26 protein-coding genes and 1 tRNA gene are annotated in these 25,755 nt (G+C 59.3%); 11 read left to right on the forward strand and 16 right to left on the reverse strand.

Translation table 11 applies throughout. From position 1 onward, the window contains the following. Nucleotides 1-2: 2 nt before the first annotated feature. The 4 genes from FIV05_RS14095 to FIV05_RS14110 all read right to left on the reverse strand — a co-directional run bounded on the left by FIV05_RS14095 (nt 3) and on the right by FIV05_RS14110 (nt 3,918). On the reverse strand, nt 3-1,277 hold the full coding sequence (locus FIV05_RS14095) for a TRAP transporter large permease (RefSeq protein WP_152509987.1): 1,275 nt from the start codon (nt 1,275-1,277) through the stop codon (nt 3-5). After that, entirely contained in the window at nt 1,274-1,807 is a 534-nt protein-coding gene (locus FIV05_RS14100; protein WP_152509988.1) for a TRAP transporter small permease subunit, read from the reverse strand. The genes FIV05_RS14095 and FIV05_RS14100 overlap by 4 nt, the downstream gene beginning before the upstream one ends. A gap of 121 nt (nt 1,808-1,928) precedes the next feature. After that, complete coding sequence (gene dctP, locus FIV05_RS14105) at nt 1,929-2,936, reverse strand: TRAP transporter substrate-binding protein DctP (RefSeq protein ID WP_031268177.1); 1,008 nt, start codon at nt 2,934-2,936, stop codon at nt 1,929-1,931. A gap of 73 nt (nt 2,937-3,009) precedes the next feature. Beyond that, complete coding sequence (locus FIV05_RS14110) at nt 3,010-3,918, reverse strand: shikimate dehydrogenase (RefSeq protein ID WP_152509989.1); 909 nt, start codon at nt 3,916-3,918, stop codon at nt 3,010-3,012. Between the two features lie 147 nt (nt 3,919-4,065). Here FIV05_RS14110 and FIV05_RS14115 point away from each other — a divergent pair, with 147 nt between their 5' ends. The 4 genes from FIV05_RS14115 (at nt 4,066) to FIV05_RS14130 (ending at nt 7,142) form a co-directional block, all read left to right on the forward strand. Continuing rightward, nucleotides 4,066-4,731 (forward strand): TetR/AcrR family transcriptional regulator, encoded by a 666-nt coding sequence (locus tag FIV05_RS14115; protein ID WP_022997922.1) that lies wholly within the window; start codon nt 4,066-4,068, stop codon nt 4,729-4,731. Nucleotides 4,732-4,872: 141 nt separating this feature from the next. Then, nucleotides 4,873-5,205: a metalloregulator ArsR/SmtB family transcription factor gene (locus FIV05_RS14120; protein WP_055655668.1), complete on the forward strand. Its 333-nt coding sequence runs from the start codon at nt 4,873-4,875 to the stop codon at nt 5,203-5,205. Continuing rightward, the gene (locus tag FIV05_RS14125) at nt 5,198-6,307 is read left to right on the forward strand and encodes a permease (RefSeq protein ID WP_173013844.1); all 1,110 of its coding nucleotides are present in this window, start codon (nt 5,198-5,200) and stop codon (nt 6,305-6,307) included. Before FIV05_RS14120 ends, FIV05_RS14125 begins: the two co-directional genes overlap by 8 nt. 10 nt (nt 6,308-6,317) lie before the next feature. Next, entirely contained in the window at nt 6,318-7,142 is an 825-nt protein-coding gene (locus FIV05_RS14130) for a transglutaminase-like domain-containing protein (protein WP_152509990.1), read from the forward strand. A gap of 22 nt (nt 7,143-7,164) precedes the next feature. Here FIV05_RS14130 and FIV05_RS14135 read toward each other — a convergent pair whose 3' ends face one another. Further along, complete coding sequence (locus tag FIV05_RS14135) at nt 7,165-7,854, reverse strand: dimethylsulfonioproprionate lyase family protein (RefSeq protein ID WP_152509991.1); 690 nt, start codon at nt 7,852-7,854, stop codon at nt 7,165-7,167. Between the two features lie 179 nt (nt 7,855-8,033). Between FIV05_RS14135 and FIV05_RS14140 the strand changes: the two genes are divergently transcribed. Next, a complete protein-coding gene (locus FIV05_RS14140; RefSeq protein WP_152509992.1) occupies nt 8,034-9,131 on the forward strand; it encodes an FAD-dependent oxidoreductase in 1,098 nt (365 codons plus the stop codon). Nucleotides 9,132-9,193: 62 nt separating this feature from the next. Here FIV05_RS14140 and FIV05_RS14145 read toward each other — a convergent pair whose 3' ends face one another. Then, nucleotides 9,194-9,694, reverse strand: a complete 501-nt coding sequence (locus FIV05_RS14145) for a cytochrome b/b6 domain-containing protein (protein ID WP_152509993.1) — start codon at nt 9,692-9,694, stop codon at nt 9,194-9,196. A gap of 176 nt (nt 9,695-9,870) precedes the next feature. Here FIV05_RS14145 and FIV05_RS14150 point away from each other — a divergent pair, with 176 nt between their 5' ends. After that, nucleotides 9,871-10,458, forward strand: a complete 588-nt coding sequence (locus FIV05_RS14150) for a GNAT family N-acetyltransferase (protein WP_152509994.1) — start codon at nt 9,871-9,873, stop codon at nt 10,456-10,458. Nucleotides 10,459-10,556: 98 nt separating this feature from the next. Here FIV05_RS14150 and FIV05_RS14155 read toward each other — a convergent pair whose 3' ends face one another. Both FIV05_RS14155 and FIV05_RS14160 read right to left on the reverse strand, forming a co-directional pair. Beyond that, nucleotides 10,557-11,303: an SIMPL domain-containing protein gene (locus FIV05_RS14155; RefSeq protein ID WP_152509995.1), complete on the reverse strand. Its 747-nt coding sequence runs from the start codon at nt 11,301-11,303 to the stop codon at nt 10,557-10,559. A gap of 150 nt (nt 11,304-11,453) precedes the next feature. Next, complete coding sequence (locus FIV05_RS14160; RefSeq protein WP_152509996.1) at nt 11,454-12,521, reverse strand: AI-2E family transporter; 1,068 nt, start codon at nt 12,519-12,521, stop codon at nt 11,454-11,456. Nucleotides 12,522-12,778: 257 nt separating this feature from the next. Here FIV05_RS14160 and FIV05_RS14165 point away from each other — a divergent pair. From FIV05_RS14165 to FIV05_RS14185, 5 genes are all read left to right on the forward strand, one after another. Further along, nucleotides 12,779-12,855 (forward strand) — tRNA-Ile (locus tag FIV05_RS14165). A gap of 73 nt (nt 12,856-12,928) precedes the next feature. Beyond that, entirely contained in the window at nt 12,929-13,156 is a 228-nt protein-coding gene (locus FIV05_RS14170) for a hypothetical protein (protein WP_152509997.1), read from the forward strand. A 234-nt stretch (nt 13,157-13,390) separates the two neighbouring features. Beyond that, nucleotides 13,391-14,254, forward strand: a complete 864-nt coding sequence (locus tag FIV05_RS14175; RefSeq protein ID WP_173013845.1) for a glycosyltransferase — start codon at nt 13,391-13,393, stop codon at nt 14,252-14,254. 62 nt (nt 14,255-14,316) lie between these two features. After that, nucleotides 14,317-15,444: a hypothetical protein gene (locus tag FIV05_RS14180; RefSeq protein WP_152509999.1), complete on the forward strand. Its 1,128-nt coding sequence runs from the start codon at nt 14,317-14,319 to the stop codon at nt 15,442-15,444. A 5-nt stretch (nt 15,445-15,449) separates the two neighbouring features. Continuing rightward, nucleotides 15,450-16,271, forward strand: a complete 822-nt coding sequence (locus FIV05_RS14185) for a hypothetical protein (RefSeq protein WP_152510000.1) — start codon at nt 15,450-15,452, stop codon at nt 16,269-16,271. On the opposite strand, the gene FIV05_RS14190 is transcribed toward FIV05_RS14185, so the two are convergent. The 8 genes from FIV05_RS14190 to FIV05_RS14225 form a co-directional block, all read right to left on the reverse strand. After that, nucleotides 16,262-16,711 carry a hypothetical protein gene (locus tag FIV05_RS14190; protein WP_152510001.1) on the reverse strand — a complete coding sequence of 150 codons (450 nt, stop codon included), beginning with the start codon at nt 16,709-16,711 and terminating at the stop codon, nt 16,262-16,264. The two genes, FIV05_RS14185 and FIV05_RS14190, sit on opposite strands and share 10 nt — an antisense overlap. 3 nt (nt 16,712-16,714) lie before the next feature. Next, nucleotides 16,715-18,898 (reverse strand): glycosyltransferase, encoded by a 2,184-nt coding sequence (locus FIV05_RS14195; RefSeq protein WP_152510002.1) that lies wholly within the window; start codon nt 18,896-18,898, stop codon nt 16,715-16,717. A 47-nt stretch (nt 18,899-18,945) separates the two neighbouring features. Beyond that, complete coding sequence (locus FIV05_RS14200) at nt 18,946-20,922, reverse strand: caspase family protein (RefSeq protein WP_173013846.1); 1,977 nt, start codon at nt 20,920-20,922, stop codon at nt 18,946-18,948. Nucleotides 20,923-20,942: 20 nt separating this feature from the next. Beyond that, nucleotides 20,943-21,536, reverse strand: coding sequence for a hypothetical protein (locus FIV05_RS14205; RefSeq protein ID WP_077292291.1), 594 nt, complete (start codon nt 21,534-21,536; stop codon nt 20,943-20,945). A gap of 593 nt (nt 21,537-22,129) precedes the next feature. Further along, entirely contained in the window at nt 22,130-23,293 is a 1,164-nt protein-coding gene (locus FIV05_RS14210) for a M20 aminoacylase family protein (RefSeq protein ID WP_152510004.1), read from the reverse strand. After that, nucleotides 23,294-24,109, reverse strand: a complete 816-nt coding sequence (locus FIV05_RS14215) for an ABC transporter permease (protein ID WP_062487980.1) — start codon at nt 24,107-24,109, stop codon at nt 23,294-23,296. Between the two features lies 1 nt (nt 24,110). Further along, entirely contained in the window at nt 24,111-24,839 is a 729-nt protein-coding gene (locus tag FIV05_RS14220) for an ABC transporter permease (RefSeq protein ID WP_023000374.1), read from the reverse strand. An 80-nt stretch (nt 24,840-24,919) separates the two neighbouring features. Beyond that, on the reverse strand, nt 24,920-25,699 hold the full coding sequence (locus FIV05_RS14225; protein ID WP_023000375.1) for a transporter substrate-binding domain-containing protein: 780 nt from the start codon (nt 25,697-25,699) through the stop codon (nt 24,920-24,922). Nucleotides 25,700-25,755 lie beyond the last annotated feature (56 nt).

The following is a 25,755-nucleotide window of genomic DNA, read 5'->3' on the forward strand; positions in this document are numbered from 1 at the left end:
GTTCAGTAGCCCATTATGCGGGGCAGCCAGATGACCGTTTCCGGTACAAATGTGAGGAGGAGCAGCACCAGCACTTCAACGAAGAAGAACGGCAGGATGGCCATGGTCAGCCGGGCCATGCCGACCTGGGCGATGCCTTCGGCGACGAACAGACAAAGGCCGAGTGGCGGGGTGATCAGGCCGATCATCAGGTTGAAGATGACAAGGATGCCGAAGTGGACCGGGTCCACGCCCATGCCGACCGCAATCGGATGCAAGATGGGCACCAGCACCAGCATGGCGGCGATGCCTTCCAGAAACAGTCCGACGAACAGGAACAGGAGAATGGTGGCAATCAGGAACGTGGTCTTGCTGTCCACATTCAACAGCACCCAGTCGGTCAGCAAGTTCGGAACGCGGTTGTAGGTCAGCAACCAGTTGGCGGCTGAGACCGCGGCAATGATGATCAGGATGACCGCACTGTCGCGCATGGCTTCGGAGAAAAGTCGCGGCAGGGAAGACAGCTTGATGTTTCGGTAGACGAAGATGCCGAGGAAAAGCGCATAGGCGACAGCGAAACTTGCCGCCTCTGTCGGTGTGACGACGCCGAGCAGGATGGAGCCGACCACGAACACCGGCATCAGCAACGGCAGTATCCCGCCGAGAATGGCCTTGCTGGCCGGCTCTGCGGTCAGCTCTACTGCCTGATCACCGTGATCGACCTTCACGGTCAGCATTACGAAGACGGAGAGGAAAATCGCCAGCAGAATGCCGGGAATGATGCCGGCAAGGAACAGCGCCGGCACCGAAACGCCGGAGACGATCAGCGCGTAGATGATCACCGGAATGGACGGCGGAATGATGGGCCCGATCACGGAGGAGGCCGCCGTCAACGCAGCAGCGAAGGGGCGGGAGTAGCCGTGTTTTTCCATCTCCGGAATGAAAACCCGGCCGATGGCGGATGTGTCGGCAACCGCGGATCCGGAAAGACCGGCAAAGATCACCGATGCCCAGATGTTGACGAGCGCCAGACCGGCGCGCAGCCGGCCGACCAGAACATTGGCGAAGGCAATGATGCGGCCGGTGATGCCGCTTTCGTTCATGACCTCGCCTGCCAGCACGAACAGCGGAATGGCAAGCAGGGGGAAGGAGTTCATTCCCTTGAACATTTCCGTTGCGACCACGCGCAGGGAATAGGGCGCTTCGCCATAGCCCATGAACACCAGCAAGGCTGCAATGATGGCAAGAGCGATTGGAACGCCGGTCGCGAGCCCGATGAGAAGGATTGCGTAGATCATGCCTGCACCGCCTTGATGGCCGAGATGCGTTCAAAGAACTTGAGAGCGGCGGCCACGGCCAGCAATGCTCCACCGATGGCGATCGCATACTGCCAGGTGCCGACCTTGGCGACCCAGACCAGCGACTCGATGCCAGTGGTTTCCGCAAGCCAGTTGCCGGCTGATTTCAGGCCCGAAGCGTCAAGGTTGCCTCGGCGAACGGCGAAGGCATGCCCGGAGAAGGCGAGGGCAACACCGGTTGCAAAACTGACCAGGTCGACGGCCGCGAAGAGTTTTTCACGAACGGAGACGGAGAGAAAATCGGTCAGCACCGTGAAGCGGATATGCCTGTCCTGCAGATAGGCAAGCGCGAGACCGAACATGACACCGTAGATAGTCAGATAGATCGGCAGTTCCTCGCCCCAGGAAACCGACTGGCCTACCGTGTAGCGGCGGAGCGAATTGACGAAGATGATGGCAAAGACGAGGGCCATCGACAGGCCGGCTCCGAGCGCAAAGAGGCGCCGGGCAAATTCGTTGACCGTTTTCATGTTCCAGGTCCTGCTTGTTCAGCTTTTGGCTATTCAACTGACTTTGATTGAACAGCCAAAAGCTGATCTTTTCCAACATTCCAGAACCCCGGGCGGCAAACCGCCCGGGGTCTTGACCGGATTACTGGCTTGCAGCAGCAACGGATTCCTGCAGGCGGTCGATCCAGACCGCATCCTCACCCAGTTCGCCGCGCAGATATTCGACGACCGCCGGCTGTGCCTTTTCGGCAAAGGCAGCGATTTCGTCAGCGGTCGGAGAATAGACCTGCATGCCTTCTGCCTGAACCTTGTTGACGCCTTCAGCCGTGCTCCACTGCTGGATGGAACGGCCCATGTTGCCGGCAATGCGCGCCGCACGGGCAACCACGGCCTGCTGGGCCGGAGTGAGCGACTGGTAGAATTCGTCGGAGATCAGGATGAAGTCGGCGGCATAGACGTGGCCGTCAAGGGTCATGTATTTCTGCAGCTTGTGGAGACCGTTGTTGTAGATCACGCCGACCGGGTTTTCCTGGCCGTCAACGACACCGGTGGAAAGCGCGTTGGGCAGTTCGGTCCAGGCGATCGGGGTCGGCTCGCCGCCGAGGCCTTTCACCATTTCCACGTAAAGCGGGATCGGCTGCACACGGAACTTCAGGCCTTCCATGTCCGCAGGTGTCCGGATCTCGCGAGTGCCGTTGGTGAAGTTCCGGAAGCCGGTTTCGCCATAAGCCAGCGTGCGCAGGCCGGTCTGTGCAAGGCAGTGTTCGGCAAGGGCATCGCCGAAGTCACCATCCAGCACGTCCCAGGCAATGGTTGCGGAAGAGAAGGTGTAGGGTATGTCCAGAACGGACGCAGCCGGGCAAGCCTTGGACATGGCGCCGGACACCAGCACGACCTGGGTCAGGTTGTCCTGGGCCTGGGCGACCAGCTCGTCTTCGTTGCCCAGCGCACCGGCCGGAAACAGTTCCACCGTCAGATCGGTTTCACCTTCAACGATGTTCTTGAAGATATGAGCGGCAGCACCTTTCTTGGAGGCGGTCCATTCGTCCGGGTCGACATGGGCCAGACGGATTGTCTGAGCCTGGGCCGCCGCGGCGAGGCCGACTGTGAGAAGGGCAGTAGCTGCCAGGGATGAGAATTTGAAACGCATGACTTCCTCCCGTTTGCGTAACATTTTCAAAATGACCTCTTCCGCTTTCGTGATGATGTGAAACCGGAAGGGGTTAAGCGTCCGCGGTCTCCCGCGGCATTTCATCGAAGGCGTCGAACGCCGCCTTCATCCGGACCGGATCGGCACGCCGACCGGTAAAGAGTTCAAAGGCCCGTACAGCCTGGAACACCGCCATGCCTGACCCGGGCAGCACCCTGCAGCCGAGCCGTCTCGCGCCAGCCAGAAGTTCGGTTTCGAGCGGGAAATAGACGATGTCCGCAACCCACATGTCGGGCTTGAGCAGCGCGAGCGGGAACGGTGTTCCGGGTGTCTTGGCCATGCCAACCGGGCTTGCGTTGACGATGCCGGACAGGTTGGCGCAGCTTGCGGCATCAAGGGTCGTGACCGGTTCCACGGTCAGTCCCTGACGATTTGAGCGAACCTGCCGGGCAAGTTGCTCTACGCGCACGGTGTCGACGTCGAAGATCTTCAGGTGCTGGACACCGCAATCCGCCAGCGCGTGGGCAACTGCAACGCCGGCTCCACCAGCGCCAATGAGAAGCACCGTCTTCAGGGACACGCCGATCATGTTCTGGCGAAAACTCTCGGCAAATCCCCATAGGTCGGTGTTGTGGCCAATGCGTTTTCCATCCCGGAACACGATGGTGTTGACCGAGCCGACAGCCGCCGCGTTGGGCGATAGCTGATCCAGCAGCGGGATCACTTCCATCTTGAACGGGTAGGTCACGTTGAGACCGTTGAAACCGGTCACCTCGGCCGCGTGCACAATAGCTTTCAGGTTCTGTTCGTCCTCGGGAAGCGTATCGACATCGATAATGCGATAGACGCCGCGCAGGCTCTGGGCTGCTGCTTCGGTCATGTGCATTTCCGGCGTCCTGGAACGGGCAATACCCCTTCCGATCAGGCCGGCCAGTACGATGTTGCTTGCTGCTTCCACCCAGGTTCCTCCCAGAAACCTCATTTGGCAGCCCCGTTTTCGGGGTCTGTATGCCTGGAGACCGCGTCTCCTGAGATTCAAAATGTACTAACCAGTTAATTCAGTCAAGCGAAATGTACTGTCCGGTTAATTTGGGCTGGTAACCCGTTCCGGGCTGGTTTAGAAAAAGGCATGTCGATCAATGAGTCTGAGCTGCCGGAAAAAAATTCTTCGCGGGGTCGCTGGAAGCAGGACCCGGAGGGAGTGCGTGCGAATATCCTGGCTGTCGCCCTGGAGGAATTCTCCGCGAACGGTCTTTCCGGTGCGCGCATGGATGAAATCGCGGCCAAGACGCGCTCGTCCAAGCGCATGATCTATTACTATTTCGGCGACAAGGAGAGCCTCTACCTCAAGGCTCTGGAAGCGGCCTACAAGAAGGTGCGCAAAGGCGAAGAACAGCTGGAGCTGAACCATTTGCCGCCAAGGGATGCACTGTCGAGGCTTGTGGCTTTCACTTTCGATCATCATCGCGAAAGCCCGGCGTTCATCCGTCTGGTCATGATCGAAAACATTCATCATGGCCGCTATCTCGAGCAGTCGGACGAGATCAAAAGCCTGAACGAAGCGGCAATTTCCCAGATTGCCGGCATTTATGCAAAAGGGGTAGCCGAAGGCGTCTTCCGCGATGGCCTGACGCCTTTGAGGATCCATTGGCTGATCTCGGCCATGAGCTTTTTCAACGTCTCCAACGCCACGACCTTCTCCATGCTGTTTGGTCCGGAATTGCAGTCGGCATCCGGTCAGGTTTCCCTCAAGGGCGATGTCTGCGAAACGGTAATGCGTTTCGTCGCTGCCTGATGCGCGAGCGCCAGCAAGGCCCTTCCGTACCCATCCTCTAGTTTCTTGCCCTGATCCGGAGGCCGCACAGCCTGTGGTGGCAATTGACAGCGCAAAAGAAACTATATAACTAGAAATATAGTTATATTAAACGAGGCGCAGATGGATCTGGAAATTGCAGCGCAAGGGTTTGCGGCACTGGGCTCGGAAGCCCGGCTGCAGGTGGTGTTGACCCTGGTGAAAGCCGGGCAGGGTGGTTTGACGGTCGGCGATATTCAGACCCGCACGGGCATGCCTGCGTCAACGCTTGCGCATCATCTGAAGTTTCTCGCGTCGGCAGGCCTGGTGTCCCAGGAAAAGGACGGCCGCTCGGTCATCAACCGGGCAGCCTATGGCCATCTGGAAAACCTTGCCGGTTACATCCTGAAAGAGTGCTGCGTGGACGAAAAGGGTTGTGAGTGCCCAACCCCGCAAAAGGAGACCGTCGATGTCTGATGCGATGAACAACCTTCAGCCAAGCGGCAGCGGCGCAAGCTGTTGCGCTCCAAAGACCGCCTGCTGCAGCACGCCGGCTTCGAAATGGTCCCTGAAATCTCTTGCCGTTTCGAAATACCTTCTGTCGACCTGGACGATTGTCGTCGGCGGTCCGTTGCTGGTGCTGTTGCTGGACCAGCCGCACTTCGTCGCTTTTGTAACCTTCGCGCTCTCCGCCTTCGCGGGCACATTGCCGTATATTGCTTTTGCCGTCGCTTTGATCGCCTGGCTCAAGGCGGCCGGCGCAGAAGCGTTTGTCGGACGTGCGTTCGAGGGACGCGAGACACAGGCGATCTTTCTCGCAGCCCTGTTTGGTGGTCTCGCACCTTTCTGTTCCTGCGAAGTCATCCCGTTCATTGCCGGTCTTCTGGCGGTTGGTGCGCCGTTGTCAGCCATCATGGCGTTCTGGCTTTCCTCTCCATTGATTGACCCGCCGACATTGCTGATCACTGCCGGTGCACTGGGATGGCCCTTTGCCGTCGGCAAGGCGGTCTTTGCGGTGGCGCTGGGTCTTTTCGGCGGTTTTTCCGTCGCACTTGCGCTGCGTAGCGGCTTTCTGGCCAATCCGGTGAAAATCGGGGCGGCGACCGGTGGCTGCGGCTGTGGCGCTTCTGCGAAGACAGGGCGGCCTGTCTGGCAAATCTGGAAAGAGACTGAGCGCACCGACAAGTTCCGGATCGAACTGAAAGCCAATGCACTGTTTCTGATCAAGTGGCTGGCACTGGCGTATGTGCTGGAAGCAGCTCTCGTCACCTATGTCCCCGCAGACCTGATTGCGCGGGCTGTTGGCGGCGACGGGCTGGGGGCAATTCTTCTGTCCGCATTGATCGGCATGCCTGCCTATCTCAACAGCTACGTGGCACCGCCACTTCTGGCTGGTCTGATGGACCAGGGCATGAGCGCCGGGGCCGCGATGGCGTTCATGATTGCAGGCGCTGTCAGCTCGATCCCGGCAATGGCTGCTGTCTGGTCACTGGTCAGGCCGCAGGTCTTTGCCGCTTACATCGGTATGGGATTTGCGGGGGCAGTGCTGTCCGGTCTTGTTTTCCAGCTGATCTTTTGAGGGAGTGACAATGCGCACGAACGTTTCTGTCACGGTCAGAGCGGATGAGGTTCGCAGCAAGTTGCTGGTGCCTGTCGGCTTGCCGACGCCACACCAGATGCCGGTCAGTTTCGAGATCAAGGGCGGAAAGCTGGGCCTGGCCGGAGAAATCACCACCGGCCAGATGGTGGCCGTGGTGTCGGTGGAACCCGGGGCGGACGTTGTGGTGAATTACGAATACCGCGACGAAGGGCCGGGCTATCCTGATGCGGTGTTTGCGCCGCTGCGAAACCGCTTTACCCGGGCAGCTCAAGATCTCGTCTATGATGCGATCAACATTGCCGACAGTCAGCCCGACGGTCACGCCGCCATTCAGGCGCTCGTCAACGCGGCGGCCGAAAAGTTCCGGTATGCCCATCCTCAGGTTCGTTTCAATGAGGGATGCGAAGAAGTGCCCTATCTGTCGTGCGGGCTGACGGAAGGGTCCTGCGTCGACATCAACACCTATCTGATCGCCAGCCTGCGTGCCGCCGGCTTTGAAGCCGGTTACGTGACCGGATATTTTTTCCCGCAAGAAAAGAACGGCTTCTGTGACGATATGCACTGCTGGGTGGTGACACGTCATCAGGGTGTGGTGCTGGAGTGGGACATTGCCCATCATCTGAAGATGGGCACACGGGAGATCTGCTGCGGGCTCAACCCGAAGCCGGGTGACCGGGTCGCACTGGCCCATTCCATGGGGCTGACATTTCCAGAACTCGGCATCTTTTGTGAAAAACTGATTGCAGAGCCCGTCTGGCTTTCGCCGGACGGGCTTGAAAAGGCAGAGATCACGATCCGACGAGATATCGTCTGACGTCGCCAGGGGTGGAGGTCTCTCACCCCTTCTTGCGGCTGAAGACCATCTTCTGGTTGGCGAGGCGTTCCGATGGGCCGATCCAGGCCCAGGCCAGAAGTGCCGGCTCCAGTTTGGACACGGTGATCCGATGCATGTGCTCCGGCGGGTTGAAGATCATCGACCCGGGCGCATAGACCCCCTGGTGATTTTCCGAAACCGATCCTGAAACGCAGATATAGCTTTCCGATATGCCGCTGTGAGCGTGGGCCGGATAGGTGCAGCCCGGTGCGAACAGGACCAGGCCCAGAATGACGTCCGTCGTCAGAACCGGTCCGTTCGGTCCGCAGATTTCCGCGTAGGCATACGTCTTGTCGAGGCCGCGCGGCACCTTCTCGTAGCCATACTGCCAGATGAGATGGTCCCGGACACTTTCGATGGCACGCACCAGCGGAGCGGTCCGCTCCTGCTTGCCCTCGTCAAGGGCACGCCGGAGATGTGCCGTCACGGGTTTGTGGGCCGGGGCATCGAAACGCATTTCCGGATCGGATTTCAGCACCCGCCCAATTGCCTCGCGCACCGCGCGCTGATGGGCCCGGATCTTGTCGCTGCCACCAGACGAGAGGAACCGGTAGGCCTCGTAGAATTCCCGCAGAAGATAGCCCCAGTCCGGGAACTCGGCGAGGCGGCGGCTGGCCAGAGGCTGTTCTTCCGAAATGTTATTTTCCAGCACGGCTTGTCCTCCCGCACCCTGATCACGATCTGCCTGAGCCTATCGGAACGGAGCGTAGCGGCTTCTCTCTTTACGGCAACCGAAAATACATAACCGGCATGCGCGGTTTGCGTCAGAACGTCTCTTGCACTCGCCGGACAGGCAGATAATCTGGCCCTCCATTCCGCAGGACAGAATTCATGACAGTTGTGATTGTTGGAGCCGGTATTTCCGGACTTTCCACCGCTTGGGCCCTGACAAAACGAGGCGTGCCGGTCACGCTTCTGGAGCAGGGACCTATCCCCAACCCGCTTTCGGCCTCCGGTGACCAGCACCGTATTATCCGCCGGGCCTATGGCGGTCAGGGCGGCTATCAGCGCCGCATCGGCGATGCTTACGCGGCATGGGACGAAATGTGGGACGACCTGGGTGAGAAGCACCTCGCCGAAACGGGATTCATGCTGTTGTCGCAGGAACCGGGCGATGGCGGCGAGGTCTATAGGGACGGTCTGGTCGAGGGCGGTTATCCGTTCGAGGACCTGACACCGGAAGAAACGGCAAAACGGTTTCCTTTCGTAGATCCGGCCACGATCCGTTATGGCGCTGTCAGCGATGAGGGCGGCGTTCTGCTGTGCCAGAAAATTGCCGCCGGGGTGCGCGACTGGCTGATCGCCAAGGGAGCTGATGTTCGCGAAAACGCACAGGTGACTGCCGTCGACACATCCGCGGGCACTGTGACCCTTGCCGATGGCAGTACGGTTTCCGGAGAGCATGTGATCGTGACGGCCGGTGCCTGGACGCTGGGGCTCTTCCCGAAGCTGGACATCAGCCTGACGACTTACCGGACCGCGGTTGTCTATCTGACGCCGCCTGAAGATCTGCGCGTGGCCTGGGAACGATCGCCGGCGATTCTCGATCCGGGCGGGCCGATCGACGGTTACATCCTGCCTCCGGTCGCCGGAACCGGCCTCAAGTTCGGGGCGGGTATTCACAAGTACAAGGCTCCACCGAACCAGGATCGGACGCCGGTTACAGGCGAAGGCGAGACCCTGCGCGACTATTTCTCTCCGCCGTTCGGCCGGATCAAGGAATACCGCGTGGATGACGTCGTCACCTGTGCCTACACCTTCACCTCCGATGAGCATTTCTTCGCAATGAGCGAAGGCAAGGCTACTGTCGTCTCGGCCTGTTCCGGACATGGCTACAAGTTTGGTGCCGTCGTGGGCCAGAAACTGGCGGAGGGCTTTACCGGCAACGACATGGACGTTGCGCGCGTCTGGCTGGAAGCACGCGATTAAGTCATCCGGCGTGAAAAAGAAGGCTCCGGCTTGCGAGATTGCCGGAGCCTTTTCTGTTTCGGCTAGTGCCGGGAAGATACCATCCGCATCATGATGCCATCCTTCAGGGCGATATGATGGTAGAACGCTCCCAGCACATGCAGTGCGATCAGCACGATGAAGAACGGCTTGCTCAGTTCGTGGATTTCTTCCGCAGTGTGGATGCCGCCGTACCAGGCCAGAAGTCCGGTGATCGGTACCAGCAACACGAGCAGATAGAGCAGGCCGTGGACACCTCTGGCGGCCAGTTCCTGGGCTCTTGAAGTGGGGAGCGGGGCAGGGACGCCGAATTTTGCCCGCACCAGAAGACGGATGACAGTCAAGGCCAGAACGGCAATGCCAACCCAGATGTGGGCATTGCCCAGAAAGGCGGTTGCCGCATCCGGCATGCCGCCGTCGCGCAGCGCGTGTTTGAGATCGCCCATGCTTTCGCCGAAAATCAGCTGAAACAGGATCAGGGCGGCGATCACCCAGTGCAGAATGATATGGATCGGGCTGTAGGACGCTGGCTGTGTCGTGGACATGGCGCGCTTTGGCTCCTCGCAAAGAAAAGAAATGCCAAATATTAGTGTCACGACCGGGCAGGCAGAGGTATCGGGGTTTTGTACTATTTGGTAACAGGTCCAGGCGGGTTTGCGACAATTGGAACAAGTTGACCTGTACCCAGCGGGCAGGCGGGTTTTGAAGGACGGGAGGCATCATGCCAGCTGATATCAGAACGCTGACGGGCGAGGAGTTGACAGCTGCGCTGAACGATCTTGCGCGCCTGAGGATATCCGTCTTCCGCAGCTGGCCATATCTCTATGAGGGGTCTCTGGAGTACGAAGCCGGATACCTGCAACGCTATGCCCGGACGGAGGGAGCCGTGATTGTTGGTGCTTATGACGGCAGCCGACTGGTTGGAGCGGCGACAGGTGAGCCGCTCGGTGCCGAACTGGAGGCTTTCAAGACCCCTTTCCTCAAGCAGGGACTGGATCCGGAGAACGTCTTCTACATGGCCGAATCCGTTCTGGATCCTGCCTACCGTGGCCAGGGCATCGGCCATCGCTTTTTTGATGAGCGCGAAGCGCACGCCAGGCGGCTCGGCTTCGGTGAAGCAGCCTTCTGTGCGGTGATCCGCCCGGATACACACCCGCTGAAGCCGGCGGACTACGCCCCGCTCGATCCGTTCTGGCGCAAGCGCGGTTACGAAAAGCTGGAGGGTGTCGTCGTGACGTTTCCCTGGCGCGATGTCGGCGAGAACGAAGAAACCGACAAGCCGATGCAGGTATGGCACCGGAACCTTTGAGCGAACCCGGCAGCCCGCTGACCGGTGAACGAAGCTTTGGACAAAAGAAAACCGGGGCCTGGAAACCAGACCCCGGTTTTCTTGTTTCCGACGCGTGGTTACTTCAGCGTCCAGCGGATGGTGACATTCGCGCTGATGGTTTCCTCGCCCGCCTCGATCGGTACATCGGCGGACTTGGCCATCATCATGCCCTCGGCCCGCATCATGTAGGGGCGCGGCATTTCGGTGCCGGTTTCCGTGATGTCGGCAATGGTGCCGAGATCGACACCGGCAGCGGCCGCAAAGATGCCTGCCTTGTGCCGAGCATCCTCGACGGCCTTCTTGCGGGCTTCATCCAGTATCTCGTCGGCATTGCTGACTTCAAAGCGGATGGAATCGACCGAGTTTGCACCGCTTTCGACGACAAGCGTCAACAGCCCGCCAAGCTTGGCCAGATCGCGGATCTTGATCTCAACGCCGTTGCGAACCTCATAACCGGCAATATCCGGTTGGCTGCTGGAGTTCTTGGAGTGATCGTAGCGCGGGTAGATGCCGAACCCCTTGGTCTGGATGTCCTTGGCTTCGATGCCGTTTGCTTTCACCGCTTCAATGACCTTGGCGATTGCAGCGCTGTTTTCAGCCAGAACGTCGGCAGTGGATTTGCCGGTGGTGACGACGCTTGCGGAAATGACGGCCATGTCGGGGGCAACGGAAACTGCACCGCGGCCCTGCATGGTGATCGTGCCGGCCGGTGCCGGGGAATCCTGCGCGACAGCCGGTGCGGCACTCACGAGCGCGGCACTGAGGCCAGCGGCCAGAACAGCCTTGCGCAGCAGGGAGACGGAGGGGAAAAGAGGGGCATTCATATGAACTTATCCTTGATGGAAACAGTTTGTTCGATGGCCGGACACTCGCTTGTGATTGCGGCGGCGTAATGACGGTTGTGTTCATCTGCCGTTCATCGGCAAAACCCGGCAGATGTCCTCGAAAGTCGTTTGAAAATCTTCCCCGGAGGCCTAACCCGTGGTGCCGGTCTTGCCCGACAGGCCGCCGACCTCGCCGGTCTGCGACAACAGAATCGCAATCGGCCTGGAACCTTCGAAACGGGCGCAGACGATCACGATCATCACCGTCAGCGGGACGCACAGAACCATGCCGACAACACCCCAGATCGCCCCCCAGAAGGCCAGCGACAACATGATGACAAGGCCTGACAGATTGAGGTTGGATCCCATCAGGCGCGGTTCGACCAGATTGCCGATGGTGAACTGGATGAGGCCGAGGCCCGTCGCAATCGCAATGAAGGGACCCAGCGTATCGTAATAGACCACCGCCAGGAGGCTGGGAAAGATCACGCCGATCAGCGAACCGATGGTTGGAATGTAGTTGAGCAGAAAGGCAATGAAGCCGAACAAGGCCGCGTAAGGCAGGCCGATGGCGATCAGAACAAGGCTGGTCAAAACGCCCGTGGCAACCGAGACGGCGGTCTTGATCGAGAAATAATGCATGATCGAGCGGTTGATCTCGGCCCGCATGGCAAACGCGGCTTCCGCCCGCTCGGGCGAAGGAAACAGACGTTCGAACTTGCGGTCGAATGTCGACTGCTCGAACACCAGGAACAGGACATAGATGAACACAAGACTGGCCGACCCGGCCAGCGTCGTCACCAGGCTCGCCCCCGCGGTCACCATGCGCGGCACGATGGAATCGGGCAGAAGGTCCTTCAACTCGATCGGGTCATTAAGGTGCAGTTGGGTGGATGCCTGGGTGAAGAGTTCTTCCAGCCGCCGCTGATAGGTTGGTGCGTCCAGTGCAAGCTGGGTGAGATTGACGGTCACGATGTCGAGCACCACGGTGCTGGCAAAGAAGATCGTCAGCAGCGCCAGTGAAAACGACACCAAGCGGGGCAAGCGCCAGCGGCCAAGCGGAATATGCGCAAAGACATGTGCCAGCGAGTTGATCATGTACCAGACGATCAGGGCGATCACGAACGGCAGGATGAGGGAACGCCCGACCACCAGCAGCCAGCCGATCATGCATACAAGCAGGACACTCAGCGTGGCGGTGAGAAGCGGTGATCGCATGGTGGCTCCGGCGGGCGAGTTTGGCAGGTCTATTCCCCGGGCGACTCGTCAAAGGCCCGGCTGCCTCATTTAGACCCGATGGCGCAGGCGAACGGAACCGCTTTTTCCATCAAGGCGATCCAGACCTTTAGAGAAATGCTTCCAACGCTCCACTTTCCCAACCTTTTTCACCCTGCCGTTGCAAAGCACTTGCCCCGGAGATTGGCCATGGTATAGGGAACCAGACGCAGGGCCTTGCAAAGGCTTCGCCCTGCCGTGGGCCTGTAGCTCAATTGGTTAGAGCCGTCCGCTCATAACGGATTGGTTGGGGGTTCGAGTCCCTCCGGGCCCACCATTTTTCTTTTCTCCCACTCGCATTTGCCGGCCAAAGAAAGCTGGTCTTCTTCTGTTGACGTGCAGTCGCGGAATTGCTCAATCGCTGGCGTCTGCCTGGCGCTGTTGCGGCATTGGGGAGGACCGGCAGTTCGCCGTTCACGATCACCGCAGCGGCGCTGGACCAGGATGTGGCGCTTGTCGATGCGGGGCTGAATTTCGGCGTGACTGACAACCTCAACATCACTGCCGACTACACCGGTTCCTTCTGTGAGCGCCGGCAGGACCACACTTTTGCGGCGAAACTCAGGGCAAGGTTCTAAGAAGGCGGGCATGGGTTTATACGGTCTTGTCGATCCCGTTAGCAATGGCTGACGAAAACGAAAGATGCCCCCGATGCTGGACGAGGCCATGTTAGGCGCTTAGCTTTAATCGGACGGCCAGAGGGTGTCCCATGTGGGCCACATCGTCGATCAAGTCAGCCACGTGCTGCAACGATGAACGGATGTGCACACACTCGACGGTCTTCATGATCGGACATGAACGGGAATGTGAGTTTGACTTCCTACACGCAGGTAATAGCGCATTTCGAGAACGGTGAATTTGCAAAGGCGCAGCATGCCGTTTCCGCCTGCCTGCAGGAGACTTACGCGAATATTCATCGCTTCGCCCTGAGGGAAAACCTTCAAAACATATATGGCACGAAGGTTTCGGTGATTGTCGTTTCCCATCGGGGCGGCCTTGAGGCCTGCGAGGTTGGCCGGGGTATCGAAGAGTTCATCCGTCGCCCGGACGTTGAGTTGATTTTCGTCGGCAATGGGCCTGGAGCCGCTGAGGGGACATCCGGCCCGTATGCTGACAAGGCGCGGGTATTCGGCTTGCCGGAGAATATCGGCTGTTCGGCGGCGCGAAACGTTGGTGCCTACGTCGCACGGGGGAGCTGCCTTCTGTTTCTGGACGATGATGCATCGACGGGCGCGGCAGATCTTGATCTGCTTGCCGGCACCTGTATCGAGCGCGGGGCCACGGCTGTGCGCGGGCGCATTGCGCCGAAGTCCGGTGCCGGATTGACGGGCAACCACTACAATCTCGGTGACAGTCTGAAGCCGGCGCCGCCCACTACTGAGGGGTTTTCCGCCTGGCAGGCGGCAACCTTCGAAAAATACGGCGGATTCGATCCGCTTCTGGCGGGGCACGAGGGCATGGATCTTTGTTGCCGGATGCTGGGCGAGACGGATGCGGAGCAGTTCCTGTATCAGCCCGGCGCAGTGATGCGTCACGACTATGCCGGAGACGACCGGCAACGGTTGCAGAAGGTGGAGAAGCTTCAGCTTTCGGACAGGTATCTTGCGTATAAGGGGATCGACAAGGACCGGGTTGCCGTCGCCTTCAAGGAGGTTGAGAAGGCGGATGCTGTCTGACACGTCAACGAAAGCGCCGTTCGCACGCGGGAACGCGGTCAAGACCTTTCCGGGCAAACTGCATGGATAGGCCTGACGAAACCTGGCTGAGCCAGCGCTTCTGTTCCAATCCGTTCGACCGGATCGAGACCCAGCCGAACCAGGACATTCACTTTTGTCCCGCAGCCTGGCAACCGGCTGCAATCGGCAACCTGTCTGACGATCCTGAAGCCGCCTGGAACTCGCCCAAGGCCCAGGAAATACGGCGATCGATCCTTGAGGGTGACTTCTCGCATTGCTGCCATCTGGAATGCCCGCGTATCACAGGGCGTGATCTTCCCGCGCGCGAGGAGATCCTGTCGGAAAAAGACCCGTCTCCTGCGGTGGCCTACTATCGGGAGATCATCAAGACTGGCAGGACCCGACTGGACAAGCCTCCAGCGTGCGCCAGCCTCGGTCACGACCTCAGCAGCAACACGGCCTGTCCTTCGCGGGCGGCAAAACCGGTTCAACTGAAAAAATACGATGCCGACCGGCTCGACTGGATTGTCAACGAACCGTATGCGCGCTTTCTGTCACAAGCCGACCGAATAACCATCGGCCGTGAAGGCGAACCATTTGCCAGCCGGCACTTTCTGAATTTCCTGAAGACCTATTGCGCGGAGAGAGAGCCGAGAAAGGCGCTGGACCTCCACACCAATGGCCTGCTGCTGACGGAAGCTGTCTGGAACCGGCTCGATCTTTGGGGGCATGTCGGCAGCGTTCATGTGTCTGTCGATGCCGCGACCCCTGAAACCTATAATGAACTGCGGCCAGGCAGGCAGTTGGTTCAGCTCATGCCCAATTTGTCTTTTCTCGGCCATTTGCGCAGGCTGAAAGCCATAGACTCCTTCCAAATGGAGTTTGTCGTCCGGCAGGAAAACTACACAGAGATGCCGGACTTTGTCCGTCTTGCACGCCGGGTTGGGGCAACAGGTGTTCTGTTCCTCCGGGTTCACGATCAGCAGGTTCGGGCGGAAGGTGAAGGTCCTGCGGTCGATGTCGCTGACCCTCGCCATTCTGATCATGAAGCGTTGCAGTTGATCCTCGAAGACCCGGTTCTGAATGCGCAGGACGTCGAATTGGTTGATCTGGGACTTGCCCCACGGCACAGGGACGTTTCCGGGGCAGCGTGCTCAGGCGCAACGCCTGATCTGGTTCGGCAAGGCTGAAGTCCATGGTGCATCATCTCATCCTGCTTTCATCGGGAAGAAGCGGCACGCATCTGCACCAGACCATGATGCGGAACGGACTTGAAAAGGCTGTCGTTCTTGGGGAGCTGTTCAACCCGTCGTCCCCGTTTGGTCTTGAAGCCCAGGCGCCGGACTTCATCGCAATGCTGGAAGAAGAAAGCGGCATTGAGGTCGACCCGGGCAAGGCAAGAGCGCTGGCCAACTTTTTCAGAGACGATCCTGTCTTCATGCTGAGTGCGCTCGCCAGGGTTTGCGACCGCCTTGGACAGGACTATCTGTGCTATTCGATCCTGCCGAAGCAATTGGCCGGCAGGTCGATCGAAGACATTCTGTTCCGGTTTGACTGCTCCTGCACCTTTCTCACAAGGCAGAGGTTTGCCAGATATGTCTCTCTCGTAAAGGCGCGGCAGCTCGGGGCCTGGAAGTGGGTCGATACCACGTCCCTGAAACCGGAAATAACGATGGAAGGGTTTCTGGAAGACGCCCGTTCCACTGACGACTGGTTTCAGTTCCTGTCGGAAAGGGCGCTGACTGCGGGGCTGGACGTTCGGCACCTTTCCTATGGCACTGATCTCAACCAACCGGCCCGGACCGCCTTTTACAGCCTGCAGCGGAAGTATCAGGGCATCTGTGAGCTGTCGGCCTTCGATTTCAGCCTGATCCCGGATTTCAAGCAGGAGCGGGAGGCCGATCCTTTCCGGTCGATTGGCAACGGCGAGCACATGCGGGATGCACTTCATCAAGCCTCCTTGCTCGATTATGCCTTTGCCGAGCCCGCCGTCTTTTCAGCGGATGGTTATGTCTGATCCCCTTTCGGCAGCGATTGAACATAGCCTTCCGGCGACGTGCCGATGGTGAACTCGAAATCCGGCGACCAGCTCTCCCGGATGCGGGCTATCCGGCGTTGGAGATAGAGGTCCCAGTTGGCCGAGGCACCACATCGGGGAAGATCCGACGACATCGGCAGGGTTTCGAAAAAGAGGCCTCTGCTTCTGAGTGCGGAGAAGTATCTGGGCGGGCACACGACGACGATCGTTTCAAACTCCGCGAGCTTCTCCAACTGGTTTTTCAGCGCGCTGGACAGGTGATCGCCTGCCTCATCGAGCGCCCAGACAAGCGCGACTGTTCCTTGTCTGCGGTGTTCCGACAAAAGGGCTGCGCTGTGCTTGGTGTTGGTCTCAAGTTTCCGGATGCTGCCGAGGGCAACCTGTAGTCCGATCTTGCGAAGGCGGCGTTTGAAAGACACGGTTCAACGCTCCTCCAGGGGATTTGCGGGAAGCTGAGCGACCGCCTGCAACAGATGCGCAGTCTGCAGCGCACCGTTCCACCAGCCGGACTTTCTGAGGCACGACCGAGCCAGCGATTGGCGGAAATCGGGATCGAGCATCTGCACAAGATGGTCTCCGATTGCGTATGGATCCTCGGCAGGTGAGGTGAGGTTCCACCCTGCGCGCGCGCCATACTCCGCGCGGGCTTCCTGCACATCCATGATCGGGTTGCTGTTCGGAATGAAGATCGACGGCAGCGCGGCGGCAATGTTTTCGTGAAAGGTATTGTATCCGGCCGCGCAGACGGCAAAGTCGAAGGCTTTCAGGTACTGCCCGAGCGGATAGACCTTCCGCATCACCAGGCGCTCATGGAAATCCGCGTGCTCCTCGAAATGAAGCGGGGACCTGACATCGACCGCGATCACCTGCTGGTGCCTGTCCAGAAACTCCAGCAGACGTGCCCGGGGAAGGGACATGTCGAAATTTGCTTCCGAGCCAAGTTGCACGAGACAAAGGATCGCGTCGTCCGGCAGGTTCAGCGCCCGCCTTGCGGTGGTTCTGTCAAAGAGCTGATCTCTTGGCGTCATCAACACCGGGTCGACCCGGGTGACGCTGTTGGGGTTGGGGCGTGAATAGCCTTCGTCCAGGGGCGCGCAGAGTTCCCCGGGTTCGATGATTGCGTCGAAGAAGCCTTCCCGGGAGATGCTGTTGGGCTGGGGCGTGCGCCAGAGGCCGCGCCGGATCCAGACGCTGGTGGCGCGGCCGTAGCTTTCAACCGCGTCCACGAAACCTGCGTACGGCAAGTTGCCGTCAAACAGTGTGAGGCAAGGCTGGTAGTGGCTGAGCGCCTCGCGCATTTCCTGAAAGAAATAGCTGTTCCAGGCTTTGAAATCCAATTCCAGTCTCTGCCGGAAAGGCCGGAATTCGGCGAGATATCCCATGGATCTTGCAATTTCGATTGCTTCGGAAAGCGAGAAGAAAACGACATTCGCACGCGGGCCTATCGCCCTGGCGATGGCAAGCTGCCGGGAGAGATGCCCGAGGCCGACGCCGTTGGAAGTGATCGTGAGCACGACCGGGGCAGGGGCGGGTCTGCGTGTTTTCGGGGCAGGCAGGGCGGCGACGGAGGGTTTGGCGATTTTTTCGAATTTCGCGGTGAACTGGTCCAGGCTAAACCGTTCCTCCACAAATGTGCGTGCTTTTCGGGAGGTTGTTTCATAGAGCTGAGGATCCGTTCGAAGCTGCTCATAGACCAGTGGTGCTTCGTCCGGCTCGGCATAAAGGCAGGCATCGGAAAAACTGGTTTCCATATAGCGCGGAACGACGCAGGGCAGTCCGGTGGCAAGGGCTTCGAGCACACAATATCCGAACGCCTCGATCAACGCTTTGGAATGAAAATAGCTGTAGATGTCGAGCCCTTGAAGAAATCCGGAAATCGGTCCCTTCGAGAACGGCAGAACCTGCCAGTTGGACGGCAGGTCCTCGAACTGGTCCACGAAGCTCTGCGGCAGGCCCATCATGCGGAAGGCAAAGTCCGTGGATTGCGGATAGCAGGTCGTGGCAACCGATAGAGACGGCCATTTGTCGGCGCTGGGGCGACTGTGGCGGCCGATGACCAGAGGGGATTTCGGTTCCCGGGGTTGTTTCTCCGGATAGTCGGCCAGATCGATCAGATTGGCCCAGCTGCCCTCATGAAGGGCGTGGGACAGGCCGTTCATCGCAAGGTCTTCGCGCACGATCTCGCTTACCGGCAGGAGTTTGAGCGAGTGGCCATACCAGTCGGCGATGAGCGTCGACCAGTGATCTGCCGGAAAGGCACGTTGTCCGTCGCGGTTTCGTATCGTCTGGTGCACGACAAGGTAGCAGGCATCCGCATCGAAACGAGTGCGGCATTGCACCCGTTTGTCCAGCAAGGTCGGGTGATACAAAAGCGCGACCCTGGACCGCGGTCTTTCGTTCTGCGGAACAATGACGGTGCCGGTAGCCCTGATCTCGGAGAGCACGGATGCGTTCAAGGTCCGGTTTCGGGAAAAAAAAGTGGAACACAGCGGTATGATACCGGCTCTCAGCCCGGCTTTCTTGCAGGCGCGAAGATCATATTTGAGCGATGTGGACGTCCCGCCGGGAAAGCGCAGGTCGGCCAGGTAAAGGACATCAAATTCCATGTGCCGGTCGGCTCCCCAGGAAATCCATCAAACGATCTTGCCGGAAATCACGATGGGGAGCCACCATAGAGCCGCCAGGACTCCAGTCCGCGGTTGAAAAGAGGGCCCGGAACACCATCCAGCGTGCCCTCGTAGTATCCGGCAGACTGCAGTCTGGTCTGGATTTCAAGGATGGTATCGCGCGACCAGCTGCGGGCGTCGGAGGAAATCTTCGCAAGTGTTTCGCCGCTGTCCACCGTCAATGCGGACAACAACAGTTCCGATGCCTTTTGTGGTGATTTGTCGGTGTGGAATCCTTCGTCGTAAATCGCAGCGGCGGCAAGGGCGCCTTCCGCGTATCCCTGCTGCGCGGCCAGTTCGAAATAGGCTGCGGCGTCTTCGGGGGTCTTGTAAATGCCTTCCTTGGCAAAGACGCCCAGATTGTAGGTCGCTCTGGCGGCACCTTCCGAGGAGGCGTATTCCAGAAGGGTGATTGCACGCGGAACATCGCGCGCCCCACCTGTGCCGTTATAGAGGGAAACTGCAAGGTTGATTGCCCCATCGGCGCTGCCGTTGGCGAAGGCCCGTTCGAACAACTCGCGGGCTTTCAGCAGGTCCTTGGGAAGCCCCTGGCCGAGTTCGTAGAGAAGGCCAAGGCTGACGAGTGCCCGGGTGTCCCCGGCAGCTGCTGCCTGCTGATAGAGATCGACGGCAATCTTGGTATCGCCGGCGGCTGCCCGTGCCCGCGCAAGCAGGGCCTTGTAGTGCGGCACATCCGGATAGTCCTTGACGGCCTGCTCGCAGGAATGAATGGCCGCCCCGGAGTTCTTTGCCAGAAGGTTGAGAGAGACGCCGCGGTAGATGACGGTTGAATCGTTCGGGTGTGTGGTGAACCGCCTGCAAAGTTCGGATTGCGTCAGATTGTTCGGATTGTCGGGCATCATCTGGGTAACAAGCGTTTTGGCCTGTTCCAGATACTGCCCGTCCGGAAACCGCTCGATGTAATACTGCAGCAGCGCCCGGTTACGGGAGGCGAGGGCGTTGGACCAGATTTCCTCTTCCAGACTTGCGAGGCCGACCGATGGCGTCGGCAGGACGCCGTTCGTGTCCTTCAGAGTTCTTTCGAGGATCGTTTGCGCTTCATCGACAAACCTGCCTTCCGGATAGCGCTGCAGGTACAGCTGGATCAGCCTTGGGTCTTCCTGCTGCACCGACAGCTTCCACAGGCCCGCTTCAAGGTCGCCGTCCGACTCCGGGCCCGGCTTGAAATAGAAATCGGGTTTGACCGAGAACTGTACGTAAGGAACCTGGGCGCCACCGGTTTCCTTGCGTACGTTCTGGTTCACGTCCGCCAACACGGACAGGACCTCGCGGCCGGAGGAGTGCATGTAGGACAGGAGCGCCGTCGCGTAGGGACTGTTGTCACCCGCGCCATCATAGGCAACCTTGCCCGGTTGTGTGGCGTAGCCGATCAGAAACCCGCTGACATCCGGCGGTGGTGCCAGGCCCACTTCCAGGCTCTTGATGCGGTCCTGAAACGGGTTGTTCTGGCAGGCGTCCAGGAAGACCATCTTGAAGGCGCTGCTGCGCCCGACAAGCTTGAGCAGCTCATCGAAATGGATGCTGTCGCTGACAAGCGTATCGATGTCACTGATCCGTGAATCAACCGGAATGAGATAGTTCTTGCCCGCCAGTTGAACGCCATGCCCGGCGTAATAGACCAGCACGACGTTCGCGTTGCGCCGAATGGTTGCCTGGGAGAACTCTTCGGCCTTCTTCAAGAAGGACTCCTGCGTTGCATCCAGGATCAAGGTGACGTCGAAGCGAAGGGTCTGCAGGGTTGCCGCGATACTCTCCGCATCATTACGCGCATTGGGGAGTTTCTCGCCATTGTAGTTGGAATTGCCGACGATCAGCGCCATACGCGTGTCAGTTACTAGCTGCTGGGCTCGTGAGGTTTCAGGTAAGGAAACCGAGACAACGAGTATCAAGCCTGACAGAAGCAGGACCTTCTCGAGAAGTTGCCGGACCAAATGCAATTTCATGGTTTGGAACCGCATTCCGCTCAAATTGAAATCATGGACGCCAGATTGACTTCGACCGCCGCGATGGTCTCGGTCAGGACAGCTCGCTGTTGCTGCTGCAGGTTCGTGATGACAGTGTCCTGGGACCGAACGATCTGAATGCGCTGAACCTTGCTGATGCCTTCGCGGACCGCTTCAAGAGCTGCTTCACCGCTTTCGGCCTGCTCGACTTTCACAACCATTTCGCGGACAATCGGCAGGGCCGACTGCGCAACAGCGCTTCCGTTTTCCGCTTCACGCGCCAGCCGGTTTTCCAGATCCTGCAGGACTTCGGTAATGCATCGGACCGGTTCGATGCCGCGCAATACCTTCTGCTTACAGCGTTCGCAGGCGTTATTGACCCGAACACGGTTGTTCAGGAACCGCTCGAGAATGGCTCGTTCCCGGGCCACGGTTGTCGGTTCTCCATCGCCTTTCGGAATGAGGAAAAACGGTCTGACCGCTTCCTTGCCGGAGCCTGCCTTGACGCTTGGGGATTCGCTTTCGTAAGCGGCGATGGTGATCGGCTTGCCGTTTGGATTTTCCAGCTTGCTGCCTGCGGCTGACGGGTCAAAGGACTCATCAAAGGGCAGCATCGTGCTCCTCGAAAAAATCTGCTGTGCGTCCGAAAGCTGCCAGGACGTATTCTTGACAGGATCGTTCAGGGCCTGCGTGCTGGCCTTGGCCGAACTTGTCGCGCCTGTTAGCCAGGCCACCAAAATAGACGCAATAAATGATAGGAAACCGAGCATCTTACGCTTGGTAATCTCTGCCATACTTCACCGAATTTTTAAAACTGACTTAGCGTTCTATGACACTTTCATCAGATAATTGAAAAATTTGCATTGTCGGCGACACACTACATCCTATCAAGTGCAGAGGTTTAGTGAAGCAAAAATTCGCGCCACCGCCTGCCTTGCGATCGGGCTTCCCGCCCAATGGGGCTACTGTGAGAGCTTTAAAGCCGTGGTGACCCGGTGTGTGTGCGTTTGAATTTTGCAGGTGAAGCGTATTGCTCCGGCCGAGACGGGGTTTCCTGTCGCGAAACAACGGGATAGGGGCAGGCCAGGTGGCCTGCCCACTATTTTGGGAATTTTCGTCCGGTGGCAATATGAAGGCGCCTGGTCGGTGAAATTTCACCAGACGCTCCGTTTGCAGGCGGGTTCAAATTGTGGTGATTGCCCCTGCCTTACCTGCTCGACAGGAAATCTTCCGCCAGCTCCACCCAGAAACTCGTGCCGATAGGCAGGATGTCATCATTGAAGTCGTACTTGGGGTGATGCAGGGGCGGGTCGCGATCGGTTCTGGCAGTGCCTAGCATGAAGTAGCAGCCGGGCCGTTCTTCCAGGAAATAGGCAAAGTCCTCGCTGCCCATGAACGGACGGGTGAGGTCTGTGACTTTTTCCTCTCCGGCAAATCGTCTGGCAAGGTCACGCAGGTAGCCGGTCTCGGCCGTGTGGTTGATCATCGGCGGATAACCGCGCTCATAATCGACCTCGGCCCGCATGCCGTAGCTGGCGGCCTGTCCTTCGGCGATCATGCGGATACGCCGTTCCAGCTCGTCGCGCACATCCGGTTCCAAAGCGCGAACCGTCAGGCTCATTTCGGCCCGCTCGGGGATCACGTTGCTGGCGATCCCGCTGTTGAAGGCACCGACCGTGATCACGGCAGACTGCAGCGGGTGGATGTTGCGCGCGGCGATGGTCTGCAGCGCCATGATGATGCTGGCGCCGCACACGATCGGGTCGGATGCCGCCTGCGGTTCTGCGCCGTGGCCTCCATGGCCGACAACGGTAATCTTGCACTCGTCGGCAGCTGCCATCATCGGGCCGTCCCGGAAGGCAAATTGGCCGAAGGGCAGGCTCGGGTCATTGTGAAGGCCGAATACGGCATCGCATGGGAAGCGCTCGAAGAGCCCGTCGTCCATCATCAGCCTTGCGCCGCCGAAGTTTTCTTCCGCCGGCTGGAAGATCAGATGCACCGTTCCGTCGAACTGCTTGCGTTCCGAGAGGATTTTCGCGGCGCCGAGCAGCATGGCCGTGTGGCCATCGTGGCCGCAGGCGTGCATGACGCCGGGATGGGTACTGGCATAGTCCGCCCCGGTTTCCTCCAGGATCGGCAGGGCGTCGAAATCGGCCCGGATGCCGATGCTCTTTTGCGAGGTGCCATTGCGCAGGGTTGCGACAATGCCGGTTTTTGCCAGGCCACGCGTAACCTCGTACCCCATCGCAGCCAGTTCATTGGCGACGTAGTCCGAGGTCTTGAATTCCGACAGGCCGATCTCGGGGATCGTATGCAGATGGCGCCTTGTGGCGACGATTTCGGGAAGGAAGTTGGACGACTGAACGGTCATTTACGCACCACGGCTGGGGATACGGTTTTCCAGGAAGCGGAACAGCAATACCAGAATCCCAGTGAGACACATATAGATCAGTGCAAGCAGCAGCAGAGGCTCATAAGTGAGATATGTATCCTGCCGAACTCTTGAAATGATCGCATAGACATCGACCACCGTGATGGTCGCGACAAGTGGTGTCGATTTCAGCTGCAGCACGGTTTCGCCGCTCAAGGTCGGCAAGGCACGGTAGATGGCGCGCGGTAGCCAGATGCGGCGGAACATGGTGAAGCGGCCCATGCCAAAGGCACGCGCGGCTTCCAGTTCGCCCCTTGGCACACCGGCAAATGCTCCGCGCATCACTTCCCCCTCATACGCGGCAAATGACAGCATCAAGGCCGTGAAGCCATATGGCCAGGCCTGACGCAGATAGGGCCAGAACATCGACTGCCGGATTTCCGGATACTGCGCGAACACCGAGCCGAGGCCGTAGTAGAGCAGCCAGAGTTGCAGAAGCAGTGGGGTGCCGCGGATCAATGTGCAGAAACCGCGGGCCAGCCAGGCGAGCGGTCTTGGTCCGGTGACCTGGACAAGGCCCAGGCCTATGGCAAGGAGAAAGCCGACGGCAGCCGTCGAAAACAGCAGAAACAATGTTTCCCAGATGCCGTGGAGCAGCTTCCATTGGTATTTCGGCAACCAGTCCCACCGCAGGAACCAGATCGCGCAGAAGACGATGCCTGCGAAGACGGCAAGCAGGAAGATCCTGTGCGGTTCCAGCAGTCGGCGTGGCGGCGGCGGAACATAGGCGGGCATCGTGATCTTGGTTTCGCTCATCTCACACGGGCCCCGCTATGCCGCGCCTTGCGCGTTTTTCAATATGGGCGATGACGCGGTTCGAAACCAGCGTCAGCGTGAGATACATCACGCCGGCGGCGCAATAGAACAGCATGTAGGCCTTGGTGCTGCCGGCTGCCTGGCGGGTCACAAGCGTCAATTCCGAGAAGCCGACCACGGCCAGAAGGGCAGTATCCTTGGTGGCGATGAGCCAGAGATTTGAAAGACCCGGAATGGCATAGGGCAGCATGGCCGGCAGGGTGATGCGGCGCAGTGTCTTGAAGGGCGACATGCCGTAGGCACGGGCTGCCTCTATCTGTCCGGGTGGTACTGCCTTGATGGCACCACGCAGGACTTCGGTCGAGTAAGCGCCCTGGACGACGCCGATGACGAAGATGCCGGCGGCAAGGCCGCTGATGTCGACCCTTGGCAGACCGACCAGCATCAGCAGCGAATTCACCGCGTCTGTACCGGCATAATAAAGCAACAGGATGAGGACAAGCTCGGGAACGGCTCGGATGACGGTGGTGTAGACCTCAAGCAGGTCGCGCAGGATCGGGCCGCCGTAAAGCTTTCCGAAGGCGCCGCCGATGCCGATCAGCAGACCCAGGCCAAAACCGCCGACGGCGAGCTGCAGCGAGGCTGCGAAGCCGGCGAGTAGAACTCCGCCCCAGCCCGGTGGCGACAGGGCGAGCAGATCGAGATTGAGAAATCCGGAAGGGGCAGCCATCGGCAGCGGTCAACCTTGCTTTGAAAGTGTCCGCCCGCGCCCGAGGGCGCGGGACGGTTTCCTAAGGGTGATCCGGCCGCTTAGCCGCCGTAGATGTCGAAGTCGAACCAGTTCTTGGAGAACGTTTCATAGGTCCCGTTTTCGCGGATCGCCTTGATCGCGGCGTTGACCTTGTCCTTCAGTTCCGTGTCGCCCTTGCGCAGGCCGACGCCAACGCCTGCACCGAGGATCGCCGGATCGTCCTGGACGTTGCCCTTCAGTTCGCAGCAGGCACCCGCATCGGACTTCAGGAAGGCGTCGAGCGCGATGGCGTCCGCCTGGACGGCGTCGAGGCGGCCAGCGGCGAGATCCTGGTTGGCTTCATCCTGGGTCTGGTACTGCTTGATCTCGGCAGCGCCTTCGCCGAAATACTTCTCGGCATAGTCGGCATGAATGGTCGAAACCTGAACGCCGATGATCTTGCCGGACAGGCCTTCCGGAGTCGCGTCGAAATCGTCACCCTTCGCACCGATGATGCCGGTCGGAGTGTTGTAGTACTTGTCGGAGAAATCGATGGTCTTCAGGCGCTCTTCGGTGATGGACATGGAGCCGATGATCATGTCGATCTTGCCGGATGTCAGGGCCGGGATGATGCCGTCCCAGGCAACAGGCGTGACGACGCAGTCGAGTTTGGCTTCCGCGCAGATCGCGTCCATGAATTCGATTTCCCAACCGATCCACTTGCCGCTGGAATCGGGCGAGGTGAACGGCGGGTAGGGCTCGGCTGCGACGCCGACCTTTACTTCCTCAGCCATGGCGCCGGTGAAGGCGGTGGTGGCCAGTGCGGCGGCTGCGAATGCTGTCTTCAGAATATGTTTCATGCTGTTCCCCTGTTTTTTTAGACTTCTCATGCCGGACCTTCCGGCAGGACCTCCCC

The organism is Labrenzia sp. THAF191a (genome assembly GCF_009363335.1).
Classification (GTDB): domain Bacteria; phylum Pseudomonadota; class Alphaproteobacteria; order Rhizobiales; family Stappiaceae; genus Roseibium; species Roseibium algicola.